Consider the following 24,403-nt stretch of genomic DNA (forward strand, 5'->3'; position numbering starts at 1 on the left):
CCCGAATTAGATGTTAGCACTGTATGTGCAAAAATGTCAGATCGCTATCTACCAGGTAACTGAAAAATATTGCGTTATTCCTGAATCTCTCTGACAGTGACATCGGTGTCTACATAAAACAGAGCAATAAGGTAAAGGGAATGATTCAACATAAATCGAAGATATTGACGTTTACGCTGTTGGCTGTCTGTTTGATGTCTATAAACGGCGCGGCGAGGGCGGCAAATGTTCCCGCAGGAACACTACTGGCAGAAAAACAGGAACTGGTCAGAAACAACGGCAGTGAGCCGGCATCGCTGGATCCGCATAAAGTTGAAAGCAACGTTGAGTTTAATTTAATCAGCGATATGTTCGACGGTCTGGTGGCTGTCGAGCAGGATGGGTCTATCGAACCCCGTCTAGCCGCGTCCTGGGAGAATAAAGGCAACGCTGTCTGGACCTTCCATTTACGCCCGGGCATAACCTGGTCAGATGGATCTGCTATTACCGCACAGGATGTCGTCTGGAGCTGGCAGCGTCTGGTCTCGCCGCAAACGGCTTCACCTTATGCTTCGTATCTGGGCAACATGCACGTTGCGAACGCGGTTGATATTGCCCAGGGGAAAAAAGATCCCGCTACGCTGGGAGTCAAAGCCCTGGATGATACCACGCTGGAAATTACCCTGACGCAACCGACGGCGGCGTTTCTGGCGATGCTGGCACATCCATCTCTGGTCCCGTTGGATAAAGTACTGATAGGTCGTTTTGGCGATAAGTGGACCCGGCCAGAGCATTTTGTCAGCAGTGGGCCGTACAAATTATCGCAGTGGGTGGTTAATGAGCGCATCGTTGCCGAGCGTAACCCACATTACTGGGACGATCGGCATACGGTTATTAATAAAGTTACTTATTTGCCTATTAGCTCAGAGTCGGCTGACGTAAATCGCTATAAGGCCGGTGAAATCGACATTGTGTATAGCGTACCGGTTAACCAGTTCGCGCAACTGAAAAAAACAATGGGGGATGAACTGCATGTCTCGCCTCAGCTTTCAACGTATTACTATCAGTTCAATACAACCCGCGCGCCGTTTAATGATCCGCGCGTGCGCCGGGCGCTGAATATGGCGTTGGATAAAGACATCATTGCGCAAAAGGTGATGGGGCAGGGGCAGCGAGCAGCGTGGGTTATCAGCCAGCCGGAAATAGGTGGGGTGAAACTGCATGCGCCGGAGTATGCGTCATGGCCGCTCGAAAAACGTATTGCTGAAGCCAAAAAACTGCTGGCTGAAGCCGGTTTTGGTCCTGAGCATCCGCTTAGCTTGAATCTGCTCTACAACACCTTCGAAACGCACCAGCGTATTGCGATTGCCGCATCGTCGATGTGGAAGAAAAACCTTGGCGTCGAGGCGAAGCTGCAAAACCAGGAATGGAAAACCATGCTGGACACTATGCACACCGGTAATTTTGACGTCGTGCGCTATGCGTGGATAGCCGACTATGATGATGCCTCAAGTTTCCTCAATATCTTCCGGACCGGTGATAGCGAGAACACCACCAAGTACAGTAACCCCGCCTTTGATGAAGCGATGCGTAATGCGGCAAAAGCAAGTTCACTGGAAGAACGCGGCAAATACTATCAGCAGGCTGAAGACCTTTTAGGTGAGGATGTGCCCGCGATTCCGGTTTACCACTATGTCCGCACGCATCTGGTGAAGCCGTGGGTGGGGGGATTTGCGCCGGATAACCGGGGAAATTACTACACCAAAGATATGTACATCAAAAAACATTAAGCGCTATAGCCGGTATTCGTGCTGAATAAATGGTCAATTTGTTGTTATTTCAGTCGATTAACAACATTTTGGCTGTTTTTCAGGCAAACGAACACATTGGTGCTTTACAGGTCCGTTCCGGATGTTTATAGTGCGCCTCATTGGAAGCGTGGCCGAGCGGTTGAAGGCACCGGTCTTGAAAACCGGCGACCCGAAAGGGTTCTAGAGTTCGAATCTCTACGCTTCCGCCAAACATAAACCCCAAGCTATAAAATAGCTTGGGGTTTTTTCATTTTGCTCGGTTTATATTTTGCCTTCCTTTACTCGTCTTACTCGCGCAAGGGCAACTGCGCACCTGACCGGTTGAATGCTGGTGAACTGAGTAATCCCCCGCCTCGCAAGACCTACATGAGCGAACGTCTCTTCATTAGTCGTGCTATCCATAGCAAGCCCAGCATAATAGCCAGATAGCCCATAACGTAATTTCCCTGTTGCTTTCGTTCAGAAATCGTCGGGTCGGCAGCCCATGCCAGAAAGGCGGTAACATCCCTGGCATATTGCTCCTCAGTTTCAGCTTTTTTCGACGCTGGGCTCCATTGGATCTCCCCACTTGTCAGCGGTTTTGGCATGTTAATCACACCGCCAGGAAAATAGCGATTAGCCTTCAGTTCGGGATCGGCAGGCAGATAGCCGGTTAGCAGCGCGTAAACGTAATCTGCCCCCTGGTCCGTGTAGGGCAGAAAAGCATCTAACAAAAATTGTGGGAATCCGCGATCGTATGAGCGGGCACGGACGATATAGCTCAGGTCAACGGGTTCAGCGCCATTATTAAGGTAGCGTGCTTCCCGGTCGTTTAGATATGGTGATATAAAGCTGTCATTTAGCGTACCGTCGCGCTCACCTATCTGGCCGTCATCCTGAATCGCAGGAAACTGATAGCCGCTGGCGATACTTCTTGCTTCTTCAACCGTGAGTTCCAGACCACCGGGTCTGGTCAACGTCCGAAAGGTAAGGTGTTTCATGCCGTGACAAGCGCGACACTTCTCTTCATAAACCTGCAGACCACGTCTAAGCTGTTCCTTATCATATTGACCGGTAATGCCGCTGAAGCTCCATTCCTGGCGTTCAGGTGTGGCTTCCTGCGCATATGAGGAACCCAGCCCCAATAGAGAAAAGGACAGGACGCTGAATTTCAATAGTTGTTTCATCCTCAATCCTGTTTTTCCAAAAAACGACGGCAAGGTAAGACGATTAAAAACCAGGCAAACCAAATCAGTGTCGAAAGCTGGGATGCGGCACGAATCCAACCCTCTTCATTACGAAAGCCATCAAGAAGATCCGGGCCAACCAGCGCTTTCGACCCTAACCAGCCTAAAAAGCAGGCATTAATAACCCATAGCCAGTATCCGCACTTAACCAGTTTGCTGTAATGGCGAAAACGAGCTCGGGAAGTATCAAGCCAGGGCAGAAAATAGAAAATCAGTATCGAACCGCACATCGCGGCTAGTCCCACGAATTCATTCGGGAAGCAGCGCAAGATGGAGAAGAAGGGAAGGAAATACCATTCCGGCGCAACAATCGCGGGTGTAATCGTTGGGTCCGCAGCAATAAAGTTGTCGGCGCTGCTCAGATAGTGCGGTGCGAAGAATAAAAACCAGGCGAAAACCATCAAAAAAAGAGTGATTTTGATAGCATCGAGATCGGTAATTTTGTAATCGAACAACAGGCTCCTGGACTCTTTCTCGCTAAACTTCTTTTTCATCGCTTGGGCAAACGCCGACTGTACGGTACGTATATGGATAACCGTGGCGACGATAATCACGATGGGAAGAATAAAGTGGATAACAAAAAAGCGGCCAAGCATCGGTGTCCCCGGCGTATGGCTGCCGACTAAATATGCGTAAATTGAATCACCCACCAGCGGGATAGCCTGGGCAAAACGGGTAATTACAGTTGCCGCCCAGTAGCTTTTTTGCCCCCAGATAAGGCTATAACCAAGAAACGCAGTTATCATCAGCAGGATATACAGCGTGACGCTAACCATCCACATTGTCGTCCAGGGCTTGCGGTAAACGTTGTAGTACATACCACGAAAAATATGCAGATAGCAGGCAAAGAAAAAGAGCGACGCGCCAATAGCATGCATGTTGCGTAACAGCTCTCCATGGCGAACCGCGCGCATAATATGAATAATGGAGTCAAATGCCAGCTCAGCCGTCGGCACGTAAAACATCGCCAGCACAATACCCGTAAGGATCTGCACCCCGAGCATAACCAGCAGGATAGCGCCGATTGCAAATACCCAGAGTCCAGCAACAGAGCGAGGAAAAGGGATACGCCCGCGAAGCGAATAGACAAGCTCATTCCTCATTTCAGACTTCCTTCGTGCCGATACGCACGACCTGCCCATCGGAATGAATAACGTAGTCTGGGATTGCCAGGTTGGCAGTCGCGGGCCCGCGTGTCACGCGCCCGGAGGTATCAAACTCAGAACCGTGGCACGGACAAATCCACCCCTCCCCTCCCGGTCGGGCGTTGGGTACACACCCGGCATGTGGGCAATAACCTTGAACTACCAGCCATTGAGGATGGGCTGCAGAGACCCTGGCGCTGTCTGGCTGTGGGTCGATAAGCGTATCCAGGTCGGCACTTCTGGCAGTAATGATTTCATCCGTGGTGCGATGGTGAATAAGAATCAACTTTCCTTGCCATACACGTCTGACGGTTTGTCCAGCAGCAACACCTGCAAGAGAGACATCAATCGGTTCATTTTCCCCAAGCGCTTTTTCATCCGGACCCAAGGCCGAAACCAGCGGCCAGACTGCAGCCGCGATGCCTGTTGCACCGACAAATTTTGTCAGTTTACACAGGCATTCCCTACGTTGTTCCTGGATTTCGCCGTCTGGAAGTTTATTCTCTGCCACCTCGTATACCTCCCTGAGTATCGCGGATTAACGTTTGTCGATACGCGCGTAAATTTCCTGAAAGCGCTTGTCAGCAATACCTGGTGCTTTGAACGCTCGGTAGCTTTCTGGTAACGAGGCATCTCCAACCTTAATCAGCATCACCATGCCCTGTGCGTAATGCGGTGTACATTTGATGCCGTAAAACCCGCCATTGTCATAAGTAACTTCGATCTCTTCATCTATTTTTCCCATAAATCCAGGATAGCCAGCCGGAGACAATTCAGCGATTGAAGCCGCGTTGTGGCTCTTATGTTTACGGATAAACTTCACCGTATCCCCTGGCTGGATCTCCAGATAATCTGGCTCATAGACCATTGGTCCCCCAGCCCCACGATTTTTCATCAACACTTCGTGAGTTTGTGCGAAGGCAGAAGAGGCGAAGGCGAGTAAACACAAAATTTGCAGACTCTGTTTGAGGTATTTCATTGATTCTTCCTTAAAATTCATCAGGCCGTTGATAACGAATAAAACAATTTTCACCACCCGCATCCTTTTCAATGATGGCGTTGATTCCAAACCAGGTGTGGAGGTTTTCGCGGGTAAAAACGGTGCAAGGTTTCCCCTGCATCGCCATATGTCCGGACGTCATTACGATGATGCGATCGCAGAACATCGCGGCATGATTAAGATCGTGCAGAGCGGCAATCACCGTGAGCTTTTCACGTTTAACCAGACTCAGCAGGCCAATCTGATGTTGAATGTCGAGGTGGTTGGTGGGCTCATCCATCAGCAACAACTGCGGTTGTTGCGCCAGCGCCCGGGCGATATGCAGGCGCTGTTTTTCTCCCCCTGAAAAGGTATGCCAGCAGCGATGCTGTAATTCACTGAGATCGACCTTTTCCAGCATAGTTTGCACAATATCGTCATCTTTGGCGGACCAGGGGGAGAGCATGCTAAGCCAGGGGGTTCGCCCCAGAGAAACGGCTTGTAAAGCGGTAAGACGCTCGCTGGTTTCAGCCTGTTGTTCGACCAGCGCCACCTGTTGCGCAAGATGACGCCGCGAATAATGCTGTAGCGCCTTATGTTGCAGAGTGATGTACCCGGAGGTCGGCTTCAGCAAACCGGCCAGCAGTGAAATCAGTGACGTTTTGCCCGAGCCGTTGGGACCAATGATGCCGACAAACTCACCGGGCGTTACGCTGAGTGAAATGTCATCAACAATCGTCTTACCTTTAACCTTCCAGCGCAGATTACAGGCTTCAATAACGGCTTGTGCAGAGTTCACAAGGGGGGATACGAGATTCACCGTCATTTGTTCTGGTTTCCTCTAATCAGAATGATTGAAAACGCAGGGGCGCCAACCAGAGCTGTGATCACGCCTATTGGTAGAACCTGGCCGGGGAGTAACGTGCGGGAAATAACATCTGCGATAATGAGGAAAATCGCGCCGGTAAGCGCACTCACTGGCAGCAGTCGATGATGCTGGTTGCCGACCAGCAGACGAGCGGCATGCGGGATAACCAGACCGACGAAGCCGATCGCACCAACAATGGAGACCATAATTGCCGTCATGCCGGTGACGGCGGCAATCAGTACTGCACGGGTACGTTTTACTGGAATGCCCAACGATGCTGCAGACTCAGCGCCAAAGGAGAAGGCGTCGAGATGACGGGCATAACAGAAGCACAGCACAATACCGACCAGAGCGGTAGGAATGGCTAAGACAACATCGGGCCAACGTACACCGCTCAAATTACCTAACAACCAGAACATAATTCCACGCGCTTGCTCGGCATTTGCTGAGCGGGTGATGATGAGCGACGTAATTGCATTGAAAAGCTGCGAGCTGGCGATGCCGGCAAGAATGATTTGGGTTGTCACACCGCCGCCTTGTCTACCGCCAGCAGCCATTGCCAATAGTGCAACGAACATAAATGCCGTTAGCGCGCCAATGAAAGCCCCCAATGACATGCTGATAACGCCGGCCCCAAGCCCGGTGAGAGCAATCAGCACCGCTCCGGTGGATGCTCCGGCAGAAATCCCCAGTAGATAAGGTTCGGCGAGTGCATTGCGTAGCAGCGACTGTAACACTACGCCGGAAACAGCCAGGCAGGCACCGCAACTGGCAGAGACCAGCGCTCGGGTCAGGCGATAGTTCCAGACGATCCCTGCATCCAGCGCATCGACAGGATAGTGGGTATCAAAAAGATGATTTGCCAGCGTACTGAGCACATGCCGCCAGGGGATCAGCGTTTCGCCGATGGAAATCCCCGCCAGCAGTACGCAGCACATCAGCGCACTGACCCAGACGGTATGCCCACCGACTCTCACTGCAAGCAGACCAAAGGCACGACGCATCCTGCGTGGATCACTCATGATTATCTGCGTTCCTGAGTAACAGAGATGCGCTATACCGCGCAGGATATAGCGCAAAAAGTAGATTAATGAGCAGCCTGCGGATGAGCTAAGCCATATTCAACTAGGGCATCAGCCAGTTTTTCTAGCCCATCAATAGTTCTGATCCCAGCATTCATTGTCTGTACGTCGATGACCGGCAGATGGTTTTCCTTAACGGCAGGAACCAGCGTGGTGACAGGATCGGACTTGAGGTATTCCATCTTGATCTTCCAGTCATCTGCCGGGAAGCGGCGACGGCTCATCTCGCCGAGCACAATGACAGAAGGATTAGCTTTAGCGATAGTTTCCCAGCCCACTGTTGGCCATTCTTCGGCAGAATCAATCACATTCTTCACACCCAGTGTTTGGGCTATCCATGCTGCTGGGCCAAACTTTCCGGCAACGTAAGGATCGAGCTGTAAATCGGCACTTGAAAACCAGAACACGGCAGAAACATTCTTATCAATACCGGTAATTTTATTTTTCGCTGCGGCTTCACGTGCTTTAAGGCTGGCAATCAGCGCTTCGCCTTTATCCTGAACATCGAAGATTTTTGCCAGATCGGCGACTTCCTGATACACCATGGTGATATCAAACATTCCTTTACGGACACCATCACCACCATCTTCGTTATCTTTCGCACAGTCAGCTGGCGCGGTGTAAACAGGAACCTTCAGTTCACTAAACTGTTTATAAGAGGCAACCGTGCCAGCTGGGCCGATTTGCCACTCAAACTGGCTGGCGACCAGATCCGGTTTTTTAGCCAAAATCCCTTCAAAGCTCGGAATATTTTGCGCAATAACGGCAACTTTTTCATTTTCTGTTTTATAGGTGTCCAGTACCGGGCCAAACCACAATGAAGTACCGACGACGCGATCGGCAAGCCCTAATGAATAGAGGATCTCGGTACTGTTCTGACCCACCGTTGCCACGCGCGTTGGTGCCTGATTAAAGGTAATATCGCGGCCGCAGTTTTTAATCGTCAGAGGATATTCAGTTTTTGCCGCGTCAGAAAAACCGGAAGCGAGCAGCAGAGCAGTGGTACCAAAAATAGCCAGAAGCGTTTTTTTAGAGGAGTAAAAGGTAGAATTAGCGTGCATTGTCATCGTCCCGTTGATGCCAGAATCTTAAGGTCTGGTCATGGCTCATTTCATTCCATATATCGGGAGGAGACATGAAGATAGATGACATTGAATCGTGAAATTTAAGAATAAAGATATGCGAAAAATGCAAATAATCCTGACTTAGCCAAAATCTTATTCATAAATACACTACTGCTTGTGTCAAATAATTCATCCCATGGACCATCCCGTCCACTCAATGGTATACATCATTGACAGCAGGTCTCCTGACTCACGGTAATCAGAATATCAGCCTTCCCATAAAGATAAACTTTACAGTGACCAGTGCCTTATTAGCCACACAAGGATATTCTGCATCCGCCTACAGTTGCGGGGGCAGTTATGGAATTGAATTAAATAATTCTCACCATATTCCTATTCATACACAAAATGTAATGAAATGCTGTCGAAAGTGACTCTAACGGCAATTGTTAACAAGGTCAACCACGGAATGTAAGAGGTAAAGAGATAATGCCGTTCTGAAAATGATCAGTAAAAACAATAGGATGTAGATGCATTCCTCTGTGTGTTGCTATAAATGAAAATAACAACAGAAAGCTAAATGAGAATTGATTGATGTTGATCAAACTACGAGCATGATTCAATCTCTGCGTATGAAACATATTGATCACCATCAAAAATGCTGCGGATTGGTGTTTGAATCCTTTTTTTATGAACTCTCCATATGTACCAATTGCCATTCATCCTGCATATCCATAATCACCTTAAAATTATTACGCAACCAGAAGTGATATCCTCCGGGTAAAAAATGATGGGTGTGAAGATACAACGTTTTATATTGATGTTGCTGGCAGAATACATCTGCTAAAGCAAACAATTGGCTACCAATCCCCTGTCTACGATAGCGTTCATCCACGTAGCAACGACAAATTTCTGCCGTTTCACGCAAGTTGTAACGCCCACGCAGTTCAGTAATACGATCATTATATTGACATACCGCCAGTGTGGCGATTAATTCTTGGTTTTCACTCCATGCGCAAAGCAATAAATTTCTTTCCTGTAACAGATACTGTTGTTCGAGATCAAAGAGATCTTCTTCGGCAGAAGGCATGGATCTGCCGGCATTGAAGAATAAATTAAGATGCTCAATAAGGAACGACTGAACAGCAGGAATATCGGCGTGAGCCATCTCACTAAATCTAAATGGGATCATGGCATGCATAACTCAATCTTAGAATGGAAAACGATAATAACAATAAGCCTCCTTTAAAAACAATATTGAGCGGCAAGAGTCAGAAATGCAATTATCTTTGGCGCTATTCTGCATACGGATTATAAATGGGAATCGTAAGTCCCTGCTGCTGGCGACGGTAGTGACCACGCCGCTGAGGGGATTTGGGGGGCCACAATCGGATGGTGAGGCGCTTGCTTGTGACTGGTTCCCGTCGCAGCCGTCGCCTTCATCTGGCAGTGCGAATTTGCCATGAACAACGTACTGCTTCTTTGCGTCGGGATGCTGACGTTACTCACCGCACGCCAGAAGACCAACACGCTGTGTTCCGTTTTACCACTTACCTGCACCACTAACTCTCAAAAATGAGAGGCCGATCCTCTGAGCAGGACTTTTGTCCTCAATCACCTCACAAACGTCTGGTTACAATCCCTGCATATCTTCAATACCCATAATTCAGGAATTGTTATGACTGCACATATTAATGCCAAGCCAGGTGATTTCGCGCCAACCGTTATTATGCCGGGCGATCCGCTCCGCGCTAAATTTATTGCCGAAAATTATCTAGTGGATTACCGCGAAGTCACCAATGTACGTAATATGCTGGGTTATACCGGTTTATATTTTGGGCAACCTGTTTCGGTGATGGGACATGGAATGGGCATTCCTTCAATGACGCTTTATGCCCATGAATTGGTACATGATTTTGGTGTGCAAAGAATTATACGCGTCGGCAGTTTAGGGGCAACACAACATCATGTCAAAATGCGCGATATTATCCTGGCCGTCGCCGCCGGAACGGATTCAGTCACAAATTTAAAACGTAGCGCAGGCTATGCGATGGCAACATCCGCCTATTTCCCATTATTGCAGCAGGCGTGGACGCTGGCACAGAAGGCCGGTATCGATATTAAAGTCGGCAATGTTTTTAGCGGCGATCTTTATTACGATCCTGACGATAATTTAATACCGGCACTGGAAAAATTCGGTGTGCTCGGTGTGGATATGGAAGTAGCAGGATTATACGCTTTAGCGCATCAGTTTAATATTGAAGCGCTGGCTATTTTAACTGTTTCCGATCATTGCCTGACAGGTGAAGAAACAACTGCAGAAGAACGACAATTGACCTTTAATAACATGATTGAGTTGGCGCTAAATACTGCTGTTACCGCTTAGTTCCGGCTTTTAATTGAACCAATCAGAGATGGCATTATATGAAGAATAAAATAGCACTTACGCTGATTAGTTTTCTGGCAAATTTTATTATGGCAGGGTTTGCCAGCCAGTTCGGTATGCTAATCGAACCGATTGCAGTACGCTACGGTGCCGATGTGAATACCGTTGCTTCGATATTTTCGTTGCTCAATGGTGGAGCATTAGCCGGCACTATCGCCGCCTTTTTCCTGATTGAGAAAATCGGTGTGAAGCGTATGACGCTCATTATCTATTCGATAGTGTTCCTTTGCGCTCTGGTAATGCATTTAAGCCCTGGCTTATGGCCTGTGATGGTCGCCATGACCCTGGTGGGTTTTTGCGGTGGGATCGGTCTGTGCGTGGCGGGAACGATTGTGGTATCGGTCTGGCAGGATCGTATTCAAAGTACGATGCTGGTGGTGCAGGACGCCACTTTCAACGTTGCGGGCGTGGTTTTTCCGCTGATCACGACCTTCGCCCTGACGCACAATATGTCGTGGAGTTACAGCTATCTAAGCGTGGGTATGGTGGCCTTACTCACGCTGGGCGTTGTGGCGCTCACCCGCTTTACTGCCTGCGAGACGGCGCCCACGGCAGATCGGACAGATAAGGTAAAATCGGAGTGGAATCCAGGGATCATCAGCGGAGGCATTGGCCTGTTCTTAGGAATGCTGGCGCTGTACACCTTCCTGACCTGGGCACCATTATTTGTGAAGAACAAATTTGGCATTCCCTTTGAAGAAGCAGGAAGTATTATTACGCAATACTGGGGCGCTGCGCTGGTCGGGGCATTAGTATCAACCGTCATTGTTTCTCGGGTGAAGATACATTATTTCCTGCTAAGTATTATTCTGCTGGCTAGCATTATTACCACAATTATCGTCACGAAGGATAATATCTCCGGGCTTGATTATCTGGCATACAGTTACGGGTTTGTCTGTGCTGCGCTGTATAACTCATTTATTGCCTACGGTGTTTCTTTCGTGAAGCGTGCGAGCAGTCAGAACGTTTCTTATATTTTAATTAGCGGCAGTGCCGGGGCCATGTTTAGTCCGGCGATCAGCGCGCTCATGGAAAAAACAATGGGATTGCAGAAAATTATGTACGCGATACCGGTGTTGTATTTAATTATCTTTGTCATGTTGATGGTGACATTAAAACTCAAACGTAATTAAAAGCACTAATAACACTTACCTCTTTAATTAAATAGCCAGTCGCCACACCATTTATATGGTGGGGCGATACTCAACCTTACTCAAAGGAATTGAAAAATGCTGAAGAACAATAAGTTAATGATTAAAAAAACAATCCTGGGTGCAGTAGTGGCAATGAGCTGTATGCAAGCATTCGCGGCTGACTATACTGATGGCAACATCCGTAAAAATGATTTTAACTGGATGCAGATGAACTTAATGCAAAGTGTGGACGCGAAAGTGCCATATGGTATTCGCAATGACACCTATCTGGAACTGGAGTTTGGTGCACGCTCTGGCATTATCGATCTGTACGGTTATGTGGATTTCTTTGATATTTTGGATCGCGAGCAGGACGATCGTCATGGGGGTGATAACTTCTTTGCCAAGATATCTCCGCGTTTTTCCCTGGACGCCATTTTTAATAAAGATTTATCCGTTGGGCCGTTTAACGAATTCTATATTGCAACGGTAAATAACATTGGCGACCGGGAGTTATTTGAACATTACGTTGGCCTGGGTACAGATGTGAAGGTCCCGTGGTTTGGTCTGGTGGGAATGAACATCTATGCGCATTATGTTCGTGAAAACTACGGTGCGGATAACGAAGGAAAGTGGGATGGCTATATGTTCTCGACTAACTGGTCGACGCCATTCTATACCTTTGCCAACGGCAGTTATCTGAACTATCAGGGGTACTTTGACTACCAGTTCGCCGCGAATAAGATTGCTAATCAACCGTTATACAGCAATAACGCGATTGAATGGTATAACGGTATCTACTGGCATTCAGAGCATTATGCAGTCGGTTATGGCCTGAAGTATTTCCGTAACATGGCATTGATGGAAAACCACGGCGGAGCAGGGCGTACCACCGGGCTCGGTCACTATTTCAGCCTCACCTATAAGTTCTGATTGCGCCGAAATGACACACCAATGTTCTGTTAACGAGCGTTGGTGTGTCAGTCAATGATGTCATTGCCGAGAAATTTACGCAGCCCATCCAGATCCTTAATTTCCAGTCCTTGCTTCGTTCGCGTTACCAGCCCGGCATCCGTCAGCGCTTTAACCGCCCGCCGATAGACCCGGTCGGTTGTGCCGAATCGCTCAGCTTCCTGGTATTTTTTATGGAAACCATCCATCGGCTGCTTGTTCTGATGCTGGCGATACAGGTCATACGCCACGTTATGTACGATAGGGTAGAGCATCCGGTGCAGGAAGATTTCCAGCATATCCTGATAATCAATCGCCATTGCACTGGCAAAAAATATCGCCAGTCTGGGGTGCTGATTTAGCGCTTCTTCCAGACGGTCACAGCTGCACACCGCTACGGTCAGTGGTTCTTCCGCGACGATATCAAGCTGGCAGCGATACCCGGTAAAAAACTCCATTTCACCAAACAGCTGCTCGTCGCATTCCATGGCGCCCAACTGGAATCGGCGGCCATTCTCCGCGCTGTAACGCAGCGAAATTCTTCCGGATTGCACCATGATCAGTCGATCGACAACCTGTCCCTGGCGGTATAGATACTCATCTTCCTGGATAATCTGCGTTTCAGAGAGCAGTTCCTGAAATATCTTCTCAATCAAGGCATCATCCTGCTGCCAGATGTTGTGAAAACGACCTTTCGTGAGGGGTTTAAGCTGCATGACTCAACGTCTTATTGTTTAAGATAATTCTTATCTCAGACTGTATGCCATCTGCTGGGCAATGTCATTAAGAGCGCGGGGCGGATAATAAAAGGACCAGCACCATGCTGGTCCTGACACACTAAGGATGGCTGATAAAGCGAGACAGGCGCTGGCGCAGCAGGCGGTTTTCCTGGCGTAACTGAGCGTTCTCCTCCAGCAACGTCAGCGCAACGGCAATCCCTGGCCAGTCAAGTTCCAGCTCCTGACGCAGGCGCACCGCGCGACGCATTACTGTCAGCGCATGATCGTCAAACGTCTCGTCTTCATGAGGTTCTATCACCCCTAAGCCGACAATCTCATGCAGTTCTTCTTCTGATACACCGGTGTACAGACAAAATTCGGTAATGGTAAAAGTGACGGTAACGTTAGCCATTATGCTTTCCCCCACTCTTTGCGCGGATCAAAGGTCTTTTGTGCATCCGCCAGTTGTTGCCACAGGGCGGCACTGGCGTCGTCAGGTTTCGGTGGCATGACGATCTTGATCACCGCATACAAATCGCCGGTATGTTTTTTACTTACCAGACCCTTGCCCTTAATGCGTAGCCGCTGACCGGCCTGGCTGCCTGCAGGAATGGTCAGCAGGATGCTCTCTTTCAGCGTCGGAACGGTTACTTTCGTACCCAGCGCAGCTTCCCACGGCGCGAGGGGAACGACAACTTCCAGATCCTGATTAACAATATCGAACAGCGGATGCGGCGCAATATGAATCACCAGCCACAAATCACCGTTCGGCCCACCGTTTTCGCCGGGGGTACCCTGGCCTTTCAGACGGATACGCTGACCGTTACCGACGCCAGCCGGAATTTTCACATTCAGCGTTTTAGGAATTTCTCGTTCTACCATGCCAAACGCATTATAGACTGGCAGGTTGTAACTGATAGTGCGGCTATGCTCAGTAAGCGTTTCTTCGAGGAATACGGCAACTTCAATTTCAATGTCGTGCCCGCGGCTGGCAGGGCGCTGGCGCGACTGGTGCGCACGCTGGCCAAAAATGGAGGAGAAGATATCGTCGAAATCTTCGGCGCTGTAGCTTTGATTCTCTCCTTGCTGGAATTGACGGCTGAACTGTGGGTCGTTGCGGTGCTGCCACAGCTGGTCGTACTCGGCGCGTCGCTGCTCATCACTCAAAACTTCCCAGGCTTCTGCAACCTCTTTAAACCGGGCCTCTGCGTCAGTCTCTTTGCTGACATCAGGATGATATTTACGGGCGAGTCGACGATAGGCGGTCTTGATTGTCTTGAGATCGTCTGTCGGTTTCACGCCCATAATGGCGTAATAATCCTTTAATTCCATAGCGTTCTCTCGTGTAAATCAACACTTGCAGAAGGTGAACCCTGACAACAGGTATCACCGCTAAGTTTAGGGTAATCCTGATAACGGCGAATGCCAACCGGGAAGGGAGGATATTGCGATAAACGATGCAGGCATTGCACCACCAACAGCGCAGTTGAGGTTACGGCATCTGTTGTGTGGTGCGAAAAATGAGATTAGCTAAACATCAGGATTTGCTTATCAGGAAGCGGACCGTATCAGCATAGTTTTGCACGAATGCATTAAGGTCATCTGACTTCAGTCCTTTTGGATTGATCATATATTTTCCGTTGATAAAAATGGCGGGCACACCGGTTAAATCAACTGCCTTCGCCATTTCTTGCTGCTTAGCGGTCAGTGATTTCACGGCAAAGCTATTCCATGCCGCATCATAATCACTGGCGCTGACGCCCGCGCTGATAAATACGTTACGAATATCGTCCGCTGTTTTAACGGTTTGTTTTTTCTGAACGGCATCAAAAAGCAACGGCTTAACTTTATCTTGTACGTTCAACAGCATGGCGACGGACCAGGCGTGGGTCATGTCTTGCCCCAGCGGACCTAAAAAGTCGACGTGGTATTCGGTGAGTTTGACATCTGCAGGCAATACTTTTTTCACGTTATCAGTGATTTCAAAAACTTCATCGTACTGATAACAGGAAGGGCAATAGAATGAGAAAAACTTCAGTGCGGCTGGAGCGGAAGCGACAGGTTTTTCCAGTGAGATATACTTTTTGCCGTCGGTAAATGATGCTGCCTGAGCGCTAACTGTAAAAAGTAACCCAATCAGGGGTAATAAATATTTTTTCATTTCCATATACTCTAAATAACATTTAATAAACAAATTATCTGCTAATGAATACGTTATTCATTGCGTCTGAATATAATAAGGAATTTCTCTGGAAATGCGCTGACCCTTACTTTCATTTACGCATCAGTACGTGGTGGGCATTATCTGTGTGCTGTCATGGAAATATCTTTCGGCATTCTTCGTAAATAGTGAATGATAACTTGGGTGATATTTTCAGGGGTGTTTTTAGCAATGTTATAGTGTAATAAATAAAGGCGGGAATATGATTAATTATCATTTCGTTTTTAAAGCGTAAATTGCAGGTTGTTGCGTTAAGTTCTGCAAATAACTCCGTAGATTTTCTTTTTCTTGTCGTGCGTGAATGAATAGGGTAAGTGTCAGAGATGAGCAACCCAAATGGATATCGCTATGATCGACCACCTGGATCACCTGGTACTAACCACCAATCATGAAGAGGCTTGCGTTCGTTTCTATGTCGAGCTTTTAGGTATGAGGCTGGAAACCTTCGCGCAAGGTCGGAAAGCCTTCGTCTTTGGCAATCAGAAAATCAATCTCCACATTCGGGGAAAAGAGTTTGAACCCAAAGCCTACGCGCCAACGCCGGGGGCGCTGGATTTATGTTTTATCACCACGCGTACGCTGGAAGAGGTGATGGAGACGTTTCAAACCCACGGAGTCGAGATTATTGAAGGGCCCGTTGCACGTACAGGTGCGACAGGACCTATTCGTTCGGTGTATGTCAGGGATCCCGATCTTAATCTGATTGAAATCGCGGTATATCCAGCAGATAGCAGGACATAACTTTACAGCGGAAAGGTTGCCAAAACCTGGCGAGTGGTTAAGATAACTCGCATCAATGAGTGAGGGTATAATGGCGAAACGTCAACGGATGGGATGGTGGTTCCTCTGTCTGGCATGTGTTGTGGTGATGGTTTGCACCGCACAACGCATGGCGGGCCTGCACGCGTTGCAGATGGATACCGCCGTTACAAGCGTTGTCGCCAGCGCACAAGTGCAGACCGATGAGGCCTCACCCGTTACCCCTTGTGAACTGAGTGCGAAATCATTACTGGCTGCGCCACCCGTATTGTTTGAAGGTGCTATTCTGGTGCTGTGCCTGCTGCTGTCATTGCTGGCGCCAGTACGGGCGTTTCGTCTACCTTTTTTCCCACCGCGAGCCATCTCGCCGCCCACTCTCCGGGTGCATCTCCGATTTTGCGTCTTCCGTGAATGACAGAACAGCCGTTGCTGACTGTTAGATAATTATTCACGGAGAAAAACTATGATGACTGTTTTCAGACAGGCGCTGCTCTGTCTGTTATTGCTATGGCTGCCCGTATCCTGGGCGGCTGAACCCGGCTGGCTGCGTTCACCCGATAACGATCACGCCAGTGTGCGGTTACGCGCTGATACGTCCGCAGGCGGAGAAACCCGTCTGTTGCTGGATGTCAAACTGGAGGACGGCTGGAAAACCTACTGGCGTTCTCCGGGCGAGGGAGGCGTTGCACCTGCAATCGCCTGGAAAGGGGAAATGCCCGCGGTCGACTGGTTCTGGCCAACCCCTGCTCGTTTTGAGGTCGCCAATATCACTACTCAGGGGTATCACGATAAGGTGACGTTCCCGATGGTGGTGCGCGGTAGAGCGCCCGCCACGCTCAGCGGCGTTTTGACGCTATCCACCTGTAGCAACGTTTGCCTGTTGACGGATTTTCCTTTTTCCGTGACGCCCACAGCCCAGGACCCGACTTTTGCACATGACTATGCTCAGGCGATGGGACAGATCCCACTTGCCAGCGGCCTGACCGATGCTCTGAGCGCTGGCGCACGGGCGGGAGAGTTAGTCGTCGAGGCTCGCCGTGCGGGAGGCTGGACTGAACCAGGGCTATATCTGGATGCTGTTGATGATGCGGATTTTGGCATGCCGCAAATTCATGTTGAGGGGGATACGTTACGCGCTACGGTACCTGTACATGACGGTTGGGGAGAAGGCGCGCCGGATCTGCGTGGTAAGTCAGTCACGCTGGTGCTGGCAGATAACGGTGTTGCCCAGGAGAGTCGTCTTGCGATTGGCGAAGCCCCGGTTGTTGAGAACGCCTCACTCCCACTGTGGCAAGTGGTGCTCATGGCACTGTTGGGTGGTTTGATCCTCAATCTGATGCCTTGTGTGTTACCGGTTCTGGGCATGAAGCTGGGCTCTATTTTGCTGGTCGAGGAAAAAAGTCGTCGCCAGATCCGTCGTCAGTTCCTCGCATCGGTAGCCGGAATACTGGTCTCGTTTATGGCTCTGGCGCTATTGATGACGGTGCTGCGTTTAACCAATCAGGCCCTTGGCTGGGGGATCCAGTTTCAGAATCCGTGGTTCATTGGCGTCATGGTGCTAGTGATGCTGACGTTCAGCGCCAGCCTGTTCGGGTGGTTTGAATTCCGACTCCCTTCTGCTATGACCACCACGCTGGCGACTCACGGCGGCAACGGACTGTCGGGACATTTCTGGCAAGGTGCATTTGCGACACTGCTTGCCACGCCGTGCAGTGCCCCGTTTCTGGGAACGGCGGTGGCGGTAGCATTGACTGCTTCGCTGCCGACGTTGTGGGGATTGTTTATCGCACTTGGGCTGGGGATGAGCTTACCGTGGCTGCTGGTGGCCCTGCGTCCCGGTCTGGCGCTGCGTTTGCCGCGGCCAGGGCGGTGGATGAATATTTTGCGGCGTCTGCTTGGCGTGATGATGCTGGGTTCGGCTATCTGGCTTGCGACGTTGCTGCTCCCACACTTAGGGTTTAGCGGACAAAGTAGCGCTAAAGAAAGCGTGAACTGGCAACCGCTAAGCGAGCAGGCGATTGAGGATGCGCTGGCGCAACATAAGCGCGTGTTCATTGACGTCACAGCCGACTGGTGCATCACCTGTAAGGTAAACAAATACAACGTGTTGCATAAAGAAGACGTACAGGCCGCATTGCAACAGCCGGATGTGGTGGCGCTTCGCGGCGACTGGACACTCCCTTCTGAAGCTATTACCGAATTTCTAAAAAAACGCGGCCAGGTTGCTGTGCCGTATAACCAAATTTATGGCCCCGGTCTGCCGGATGGCCAGGCGTTACCCACGTTGTTAACCCGCGATGCGGTACTGCAAACGTTGAATGATGCCAAAGGAGTAACCCCATGAAAATGATGATTGTTCTGCTGTTAACCCTGTTTTCTGCCGTCAGTATCGCGAAAGAGCCTGCGCCGTTTACCCCGGAACAGGAAAAGCAAATTGAAGCATTAATTCAGGAAGCCTTGTTTAACGATCCCAACAGCCCGCGGATTGGCGCGAAGCAGGCGAAACTGACCCTGATAAACTTCACAGATTACAACTGCCCATACTGCAAGCAGTTGGATCCAATGCTGGAAAAAATTGTGCAGAAATATCCTGACGTGGCGGTGGTGATTAAACCGCTGCCGTTTAAAGGTGAAAGTTCGGAACTGGCGGCGCGGACCGTGCTGACGACATGGCATGAGCATCCGCAACAGTCCCTGGCATTACATGAAAAATTGATGCAGAAGAAGGGCTATCATACCGACGTCAGTATCAAACAGGCGCAGGAAAAAGCGGGGGCCAGTCCGGTGACGCTGGACGCCCAAAGTGCTGAAACGCTGAGCACTAACCTGCAACTGGCGCGACTGGTGGGGGTGCAGGGAACCCCGGCAACGATTATTGGTGATGAACTTATTCCCGGCGCGGTGCCGTGGGAAACCCTTGAGGAAGTGGTAAAAGAAAAACTGGCGGCGGCCAATGCTCAGTAAACTGCGCCGCTGGTTGCGCGAAGGGCTGATCTTACTGGCACTGTTGGCGGGGGCAATGCTCTTGATGGATGCCTGGCGCGCGCCGCATCTCCCTGCCTCCTTTGACAGCACGCCTTTACAAACACTGGATGGTGAAACCGTCACGCTGGCGGCGCTCAGCAAAGACGAGCCGGTGTTGCTTTATTTCTGGGCGAGCTGGTGCGGCGTATGCCGCTTCACGACGCCGGAGGTCGCCAGGCTGCGTTCGGAAGGGGAAAATGTGATGACCATTGCGTTACGTTCCGGAAATGAAGCTGAGGTATCTCGCTGGCTGTCGCGTAAAGGCGTGGACTTTCCGGTCATCAATGATGCGAACGGAGCCATTTCCCGCAGTTGGGCAATCAGCGTCACGCCCACGCTGGTGGTGATGTCACAAGGTCGGGTAGTATCAACCACCAGCGGCTGGACCAGCTACTGGGGCATGAAATTTCGGTTGTGGTGGGCGAAAACGTTCTGATAAATGTGCCGGGGAAACCCGGCATTTTTTATGGCGTCGCCCTCCCCAGGAAGGCATATTTCGTTGCCTGACGAAGCAAACACGGTGATTAACGTCCAGAATCAGTCATCTTCTCTTTTCCAGGAAAGTGCAACATGACGAGTTCTTTAGCGTTTGGACCCGCTCTGGTGGTGATGATTGCCGCCACATTTGTCCTCGCCGGGATGGTGAAAGGCGTTACGGGTATGGGGTTACCCACCGTGGCTATGGGGATCCTCGGATCGCTTATTTCGCCAGTTGCCGCGGCGGCCATGCTGTTATTGCCTTCGCTGATAAGCAATTTGTTCCAGTTTGGCGGCGGTGGAAATACACGCCAATTACTCAAACGACTGTGGCCAATGCTGCTGACAGTAGTGGTGGCGACACTGCTTGCCAGCGCCTGGATTACCGGTGGTGACACCACCCGAACTCAGTTTGCACTCGGCGTAGCGCTGGTGGCCTACGCTATCTGGACGCTGGCGGGAAAGAAAATTGCGGTGGCCCCGCAGCGTGAAAAACCGTACTCCCTCGTTATTGGATTTGTGACCGGCTTATTGACCGGCGGAACCGGGGTGTTTGTGATGCCCGCCGTGCCCTGGATCCAGTCCCTCGGCTTTGAGAAAGATGAACTGGTGCAGGCGCTCGGGATCTCTTTTACCTTTTCGACCCTGGCATTGGCGCTGGGTCTGTGGTGGCACAACGCGCTGCCCATACAATCGCTAAGTTTGTCGGCTTTGGCCATTTTTCCTGCGCTGATTGGCCAATGGATAGGTACCCGTGTGCGAAGGGTTATTTCTCCGCTCGTGTTTAAACGCTGTTTTCTGTTTTGTCTGGTCGGGTTGGGTACAGAGATGATGCTACGTGCTGTGTGACCGGTGCGGTGACTTTGCGCGACTTTCATGGCATCGTTAATTCAGATATTCAGGGCCAATGAGGTCGTTATGGCATCCGTGATGTTACATGAAGAAGAGGGCGATCTGGAGTCAAAAATGGCACTCACTGCGGCAGTGATGGCCGATAAATCGCGCTCGCGTATGTTGTGCGCCCTAATGGATGGCTGCGCCTGGACTGCAACTGAGCTCAGCGCGGTGGCGGATATATCCGCGTCGACCGCCAGCGCGCATCTGGCGCGTCTGTGCGAACAACGTTTTGTTGTCGCGTTGGCGCAGGGCAGACATCGTTATTTTCGCCTTGCAGGTTCCGATATCGCTGAACTGCTGGAACGCCTGATGGGCGTTGCGTGGGCGACATCAACGCCCCGCAGAATCACTACACCGCCAGGTTTGCGGCATGCCCGCACCTGCTACGACCATCTCGCCGGAGAGGTCGCGGTGAGGTTGTTCGATACGCTAGTTTCCCGTCAGTGGTTAACGCCGGATGGTGAAACGCTGACTCCTCTTGGCCAGGAAAAGCTGGCACAGATGGGGATTATCCTGGCGGCTGGCTCATCCCGGCGGAAGTTAACCTGTGGTTGTCTGGACTGGAGCGAACGACGTTATCATCCTGGTGGTATGCTTGGCGCAACGCTGCTGCGCTGGTTCAGTGAACAGCGATGGATAAAAACCGAACAGGGCAGCCGCCATGTCATCTTCACACCTCTTGGCATTCGTAAACTCGAAACCGAGTTTGGTGTTAAAACGACAGGCTAGATGGTCTGTTTTGCGAAAGCGTTCCCGGAAATATGTCATATTTCTGTCACACTCTGTTGTGATTGATAACAACAAGAGGTCGTAGGGATGAATAAATCGTTAATCGCCACAGCCGTGGCAGGGGCTGTCTTATTGTCAACCGCCGCGCAGGCGCAGACCGCGCCGGAAGGCTATCAGCTTCAGCAAGTATTGATGATGAGTCGGCATAACTTACGCGCACCTTTAGCCAATAATGGCAGCGTTCTTGAACAGTCCACCCCCAAACAATGGCCAGAATGGGATGTCCCCGGTGGGCAACTCACTACCAAGGGCGGTGTGCTGGAAATCTATATGGGCCACTACATGCGAGAGTGGCTGGCAGAGCAGGGGATGGTGAAATCGGGCGAATGCCCGGCACCGAACACGGTCTATACCTATGCTAACAGCCTGCAGCGTACGGTCGCCACGGCGCAGTTCTTTGTTACCGGTGCTTTCCCTGGTTGCGATGTTCCGGTCCATCATCAGGAAAAAATGGGCACCATGGATCCCACCTTTAACCCGGTGATCACCGATGATTCCGCCGCCTTCAGCCAGCAGGCCGTTCAGGCCATGGAGAAAGAGCGCAGCAAAATGCAGCTCAACGATAGCTATCAGTTGCTTGAACAAATGACCGACTACAAAGACTCTCCGTCCTGCAAAGAAAAACAGCAGTGTTCCCTGACCGATGCCAAAGATACGTTTAGCGCGAAGTACCAGCAGGAGCCAGGCGTTTCGGGGCCGCTGAAGGTGGGAAATTCGCTGGTTGATGCCTTCACGCTGCAATTTTACGAAGGCTTCCCGATGGACAAGGTTGCCTGGGGCGAGATTAAATCGGATCAGCAGTGGAAGGTTCTGTCGAAGCTGAAAAACGGCTATCAGGATAGCCTGTTCACCTCCCCGGAAGTGGCGCAGAACGTCGCCAAACCACTGGTGAAATATATTGATAATGCGCTGGTTACTGAACGCGCGAAAGCACCGAAAATAACCGTGCTGGTGGGGCATGATTCAAATATCGCTTCGTTGCTCACCGCGCTGGATTTTAAACCGTACCAGCTTCACGCTCAGAACGAGCGTACGCCGATTGGCGGGAAGATTGTCTTCCAGCGCTGGCATGACAGCAATGCAAATCGTGATCTGATGAAAATCGAGTATGTGTATCAGAGCTCGCAGCAGTTGCGTAATGCAGACGTTCTGACGCTGAAATCCCCGGCGCAGCGCGTAACGCTGGAGCTGAAAGGATGTCCGATAGATGCGGATGGTTTTTGCCCGATAGATAAGTTCGATAGCGTGCTGAATGAGGCGGCTAAGTAAAAGAAAACTCCCCCGTGTTCGCGGGGGAGTCAGCGCGCTAGACGTTTTTGCGTTCGATAGTCTGTTCACCCCAAAAGAGCGAATCTTTGTCTGTTTTTTCAAAGGCTTTGATGAGTACCTCATCGCTACCTTCTTCCCAAATTTTTTCCGCCAGTTTCTCGTCATAATGTGCGACTTCAAAAATGGCTTCGGCTATTTCCGGCGATGTATTGCGCAGACTTGCCCATTCGCCGACGCGATGGGCTTTCGCTTCTTGAGTTGGCATTCGAATCCTCCTGTTGAAGATTAGCCGTTGAGTTTTACTGCCAGACCTGCGACATATTCACCCTGATAGCGGGCGATAGATAACTCTTCCTGACTTGGCTGGCGGGAGCCGTCGCCTCCGGCAATGGTGGTTGCACCGTAAGGGGTACCGCCGCGAACTTGAGAGACATCAAACAGCTCTTGCGCCGCGTAACCGATAGGTACAATCACCATCCCATGGTGGGCAAGCGTAGTCCAGGTTGATGTAATGGTTTGTTCCTGACCGCCGCCGGTTCCCGTTGAGCTGAATACGCTGGCGAGTTTGCCGTACAGGCCGCCAGAGGCCCACAGCCCGCCAGTCTGGTCGAGGAAGGTACGCATCTGACCGGACATATTGCCAAAGCGCGTGGGGGTACCAAAAATGATGGCGTCGTAATCAGCCAGTTCTTGCGGGGTTGCGACTGGTGCGTTTTGTGTTTTGCCGCCAGCCTTAAGGAAAATCTCGGGCTGCATGGTCTCTGGTACACGCTTAATAATCACTTCCGCGCCATCTACCTTATTTGCGCCTTCTGCGACTGCGTGGGCCATAGTTTCAATGTGTCCGTACATGGAATAATAAAGCACCAGAACTTTTGCCATTTTACACTACTCCTCGAGTTAACCGTGTCCGTAGCGATTCGCTACCTACCTTTAAAGATATGACGTACTGTCAGGAGTGCAAATTTCACAATCACTTCTTTGATTTATAACAATTTTTATAACAACCTTCTTTGTAGCAAAATGATACATATTTAACCGGGTAGAATTCGGTAGTCATAAGAAAGACTTATTGATTTCTTATGGTGATTATTTATTTGTCACTCCTGATCCTGTTGCAGGATATTACAGTTAGCGTCTGCCCTGGCCACACTTCACTATGCTTATTCCCACGCAGTTATTTTCAGGGCCTCGCCCGTAACGCTGCGTGAGGTATCACTCCTCAGTACCTATGCAATATGATGTCTAATCAATGACGGAGGTCAGTAATGGCAAACCATCGGGGCGGTTCCGGCAACTTTGCGGAAGACCGCGAAAGAGCATCAGAAGCAGGTCGAAAAGGTGGCCAGCACAGCGGGGGCAACTTCAAGAATGACCCGCAACGCGCTTCAGAGGCAGGCAAAAAAGGGGGCAAAAATAGTCACGGCAACAACAAATCGTAATTGTCGGGCTATCTGTCAGATATGTCGTGACGGCTGAGAGTCAGAGACAGACGTTACGTAGCCACCGCCGCCGGGTCTTTCCGGCGGTTTTTTTTGTCTGCAAGGTTGAACTGTAACAAAAC

At 50.3% G+C, this 24,403-nt stretch carries 28 protein-coding genes, 1 tRNA gene and 1 riboswitch; of the genes, 15 read left to right on the top strand and 14 right to left on the bottom strand.

What is annotated here, in order from left to right:
- Positions 1–140: 140 nt before the first annotated feature.
- Positions 141–1,769, top strand: coding sequence for an ABC transporter substrate-binding protein (locus tag OGX97_RS11410; RefSeq protein ID WP_204557578.1), 1,629 nt, complete (start codon positions 141–143; stop codon positions 1,767–1,769).
- 142 nt (positions 1,770–1,911) lie between these two features.
- Positions 1,912–1,999 (top strand) — tRNA-Ser (locus OGX97_RS11415).
- A gap of 153 nt (positions 2,000–2,152) precedes the next feature.
- Here OGX97_RS11415 and OGX97_RS11420 read toward each other — a convergent pair.
- The 8 genes from OGX97_RS11420 to OGX97_RS11455 form a co-directional block, all read right to left on the bottom strand.
- Positions 2,153–2,956, bottom strand: a complete 804-nt coding sequence (locus OGX97_RS11420) for a cytochrome c1 (protein WP_008784299.1) — start codon at positions 2,954–2,956, stop codon at positions 2,153–2,155.
- Positions 2,957–2,958: 2 nt separating this feature from the next.
- The gene (locus OGX97_RS11425) at positions 2,959–4,119 is read right to left on the bottom strand and encodes a cytochrome b (protein WP_057067672.1); all 1,161 of its coding nucleotides are present in this window, start codon (positions 4,117–4,119) and stop codon (positions 2,959–2,961) included.
- Position 4,120: 1 nt separating this feature from the next.
- Positions 4,121–4,672, bottom strand: coding sequence for a ubiquinol-cytochrome c reductase iron-sulfur subunit (petA, locus tag OGX97_RS11430; protein WP_057067671.1), 552 nt, complete (start codon positions 4,670–4,672; stop codon positions 4,121–4,123).
- Between the two features lie 27 nt (positions 4,673–4,699).
- Positions 4,700–5,140, bottom strand: a complete 441-nt coding sequence (locus OGX97_RS11435; RefSeq protein WP_057067670.1) for a pseudoazurin — start codon at positions 5,138–5,140, stop codon at positions 4,700–4,702.
- A 10-nt stretch (positions 5,141–5,150) separates the two neighbouring features.
- Positions 5,151–5,966, bottom strand: a complete 816-nt coding sequence (locus OGX97_RS11440; RefSeq protein ID WP_191214929.1) for an ABC transporter ATP-binding protein — start codon at positions 5,964–5,966, stop codon at positions 5,151–5,153.
- Entirely contained in the window at positions 5,963–7,030 is a 1,068-nt protein-coding gene (locus tag OGX97_RS11445; RefSeq protein ID WP_020996505.1) for a FecCD family ABC transporter permease, read from the bottom strand. The genes OGX97_RS11440 and OGX97_RS11445 overlap by 4 nt, the downstream gene beginning before the upstream one ends.
- A 65-nt stretch (positions 7,031–7,095) precedes the next feature.
- Positions 7,096–8,151, bottom strand: coding sequence for an ABC transporter substrate-binding protein (locus OGX97_RS11450; RefSeq protein ID WP_235124344.1), 1,056 nt, complete (start codon positions 8,149–8,151; stop codon positions 7,096–7,098).
- A 221-nt stretch (positions 8,152–8,372) separates the two neighbouring features.
- Positions 8,373–8,595, bottom strand: a riboswitch (cobalamin riboswitch).
- A 247-nt stretch (positions 8,596–8,842) separates the two neighbouring features.
- Positions 8,843–9,346: a GNAT family N-acetyltransferase gene (locus OGX97_RS11455; RefSeq protein ID WP_174771592.1), complete on the bottom strand. Its 504-nt coding sequence runs from the start codon at positions 9,344–9,346 to the stop codon at positions 8,843–8,845.
- 218 nt (positions 9,347–9,564) lie between these two features.
- On the opposite strand from OGX97_RS11455, the gene OGX97_RS11460 reads away from it, so the two are divergent.
- The 4 genes from OGX97_RS11460 (at position 9,565) to OGX97_RS11475 (ending at position 12,666) form a co-directional block, all read left to right on the top strand.
- On the top strand, positions 9,565–9,720 hold the full coding sequence (locus OGX97_RS11460) for a hypothetical protein (RefSeq protein WP_156183252.1): 156 nt from the start codon (positions 9,565–9,567) through the stop codon (positions 9,718–9,720).
- Between the two features lie 112 nt (positions 9,721–9,832).
- On the top strand, positions 9,833–10,540 hold the full coding sequence (gene deoD, locus OGX97_RS11465) for a purine-nucleoside phosphorylase (RefSeq protein WP_234095957.1): 708 nt from the start codon (positions 9,833–9,835) through the stop codon (positions 10,538–10,540).
- A gap of 38 nt (positions 10,541–10,578) precedes the next feature.
- The gene (gene tsgA, locus OGX97_RS11470; protein WP_218659395.1) at positions 10,579–11,733 is read left to right on the top strand and encodes an MFS transporter TsgA; all 1,155 of its coding nucleotides are present in this window, start codon (positions 10,579–10,581) and stop codon (positions 11,731–11,733) included.
- 96 nt (positions 11,734–11,829) lie between these two features.
- On the top strand, positions 11,830–12,666 hold the full coding sequence (locus OGX97_RS11475; RefSeq protein ID WP_008784309.1) for a nucleoside-specific channel-forming Tsx family protein: 837 nt from the start codon (positions 11,830–11,832) through the stop codon (positions 12,664–12,666).
- Positions 12,667–12,713: 47 nt separating this feature from the next.
- Here the strand turns inward: OGX97_RS11475 and OGX97_RS11480 are convergent, their stop codons facing one another.
- The 4 genes from OGX97_RS11480 to dsbA all read right to left on the bottom strand — a co-directional run bounded on the left by OGX97_RS11480 (position 12,714) and on the right by dsbA (position 15,564).
- The gene (locus tag OGX97_RS11480) at positions 12,714–13,400 is read right to left on the bottom strand and encodes a Crp/Fnr family transcriptional regulator (RefSeq protein ID WP_003832031.1); all 687 of its coding nucleotides are present in this window, start codon (positions 13,398–13,400) and stop codon (positions 12,714–12,716) included.
- Between the two features lie 121 nt (positions 13,401–13,521).
- Positions 13,522–13,815 (bottom strand): chaperone modulator CbpM, encoded by a 294-nt coding sequence (gene cbpM / locus OGX97_RS11485; protein ID WP_003832033.1) that lies wholly within the window; start codon positions 13,813–13,815, stop codon positions 13,522–13,524.
- Positions 13,815–14,735, bottom strand: coding sequence for a curved DNA-binding protein (cbpA, locus tag OGX97_RS11490; RefSeq protein WP_213752045.1), 921 nt, complete (start codon positions 14,733–14,735; stop codon positions 13,815–13,817). The genes cbpM and cbpA overlap by 1 nt, the downstream gene beginning before the upstream one ends.
- A 205-nt stretch (positions 14,736–14,940) precedes the next feature.
- Positions 14,941–15,564: a thiol:disulfide interchange protein DsbA gene (dsbA, locus tag OGX97_RS11495; RefSeq protein WP_279850522.1), complete on the bottom strand. Its 624-nt coding sequence runs from the start codon at positions 15,562–15,564 to the stop codon at positions 14,941–14,943.
- A gap of 396 nt (positions 15,565–15,960) precedes the next feature.
- Between dsbA and OGX97_RS11500 the strand changes: the two genes are divergently transcribed.
- From OGX97_RS11500 to agp, 8 genes are all read left to right on the top strand, one after another.
- Positions 15,961–16,365, top strand: coding sequence for a VOC family protein (locus tag OGX97_RS11500; protein ID WP_003832040.1), 405 nt, complete (start codon positions 15,961–15,963; stop codon positions 16,363–16,365).
- Between the two features lie 70 nt (positions 16,366–16,435).
- Positions 16,436–16,798, top strand: coding sequence for a hypothetical protein (locus tag OGX97_RS11505; RefSeq protein WP_008784315.1), 363 nt, complete (start codon positions 16,436–16,438; stop codon positions 16,796–16,798).
- A 48-nt stretch (positions 16,799–16,846) separates the two neighbouring features.
- Positions 16,847–18,727: a cytochrome c biogenesis protein CcdA gene (locus OGX97_RS11510; RefSeq protein ID WP_008784316.1), complete on the top strand. Its 1,881-nt coding sequence runs from the start codon at positions 16,847–16,849 to the stop codon at positions 18,725–18,727.
- On the top strand, positions 18,724–19,347 hold the full coding sequence (locus OGX97_RS11515; protein ID WP_008784317.1) for a DsbA family protein: 624 nt from the start codon (positions 18,724–18,726) through the stop codon (positions 19,345–19,347). Before OGX97_RS11510 ends, OGX97_RS11515 begins: the two co-directional genes overlap by 4 nt.
- On the top strand, positions 19,337–19,843 hold the full coding sequence (locus OGX97_RS11520; protein WP_008784318.1) for a protein disulfide oxidoreductase: 507 nt from the start codon (positions 19,337–19,339) through the stop codon (positions 19,841–19,843). Before OGX97_RS11515 ends, OGX97_RS11520 begins: the two co-directional genes overlap by 11 nt.
- A 134-nt stretch (positions 19,844–19,977) precedes the next feature.
- Positions 19,978–20,733, top strand: a complete 756-nt coding sequence (locus tag OGX97_RS11525; protein WP_008784319.1) for a sulfite exporter TauE/SafE family protein — start codon at positions 19,978–19,980, stop codon at positions 20,731–20,733.
- A gap of 69 nt (positions 20,734–20,802) precedes the next feature.
- Complete coding sequence (locus OGX97_RS11530; protein WP_008784320.1) at positions 20,803–21,510, top strand: ArsR/SmtB family transcription factor; 708 nt, start codon at positions 20,803–20,805, stop codon at positions 21,508–21,510.
- 87 nt (positions 21,511–21,597) lie between these two features.
- Positions 21,598–22,839 (top strand): bifunctional glucose-1-phosphatase/inositol phosphatase, encoded by a 1,242-nt coding sequence (agp, locus tag OGX97_RS11535; RefSeq protein ID WP_235124326.1) that lies wholly within the window; start codon positions 21,598–21,600, stop codon positions 22,837–22,839.
- A gap of 37 nt (positions 22,840–22,876) precedes the next feature.
- Here the strand turns inward: agp and OGX97_RS11540 are convergent, their stop codons facing one another.
- A complete protein-coding gene (locus OGX97_RS11540) occupies positions 22,877–23,104 on the bottom strand; it encodes a YccJ family protein (protein WP_003036015.1) in 228 nt (75 codons plus the stop codon).
- Positions 23,105–23,124: 20 nt separating this feature from the next.
- Positions 23,125–23,721, bottom strand: a complete 597-nt coding sequence (gene wrbA, locus OGX97_RS11545) for an NAD(P)H:quinone oxidoreductase (protein WP_003832057.1) — start codon at positions 23,719–23,721, stop codon at positions 23,125–23,127.
- 386 nt (positions 23,722–24,107) lie between these two features.
- Here wrbA and OGX97_RS11550 point away from each other — a divergent pair, with 386 nt between their 5' ends.
- A complete protein-coding gene (locus tag OGX97_RS11550) occupies positions 24,108–24,281 on the top strand; it encodes a general stress protein (protein ID WP_003036022.1) in 174 nt (57 codons plus the stop codon).
- Positions 24,282–24,403: the final 122 nt, after the last annotated feature.

It is taken from the genome of Citrobacter sp. Cpo061 (assembly GCF_030332845.1).
Lineage (GTDB): Bacteria > Pseudomonadota > Gammaproteobacteria > Enterobacterales > Enterobacteriaceae > Citrobacter > Citrobacter portucalensis.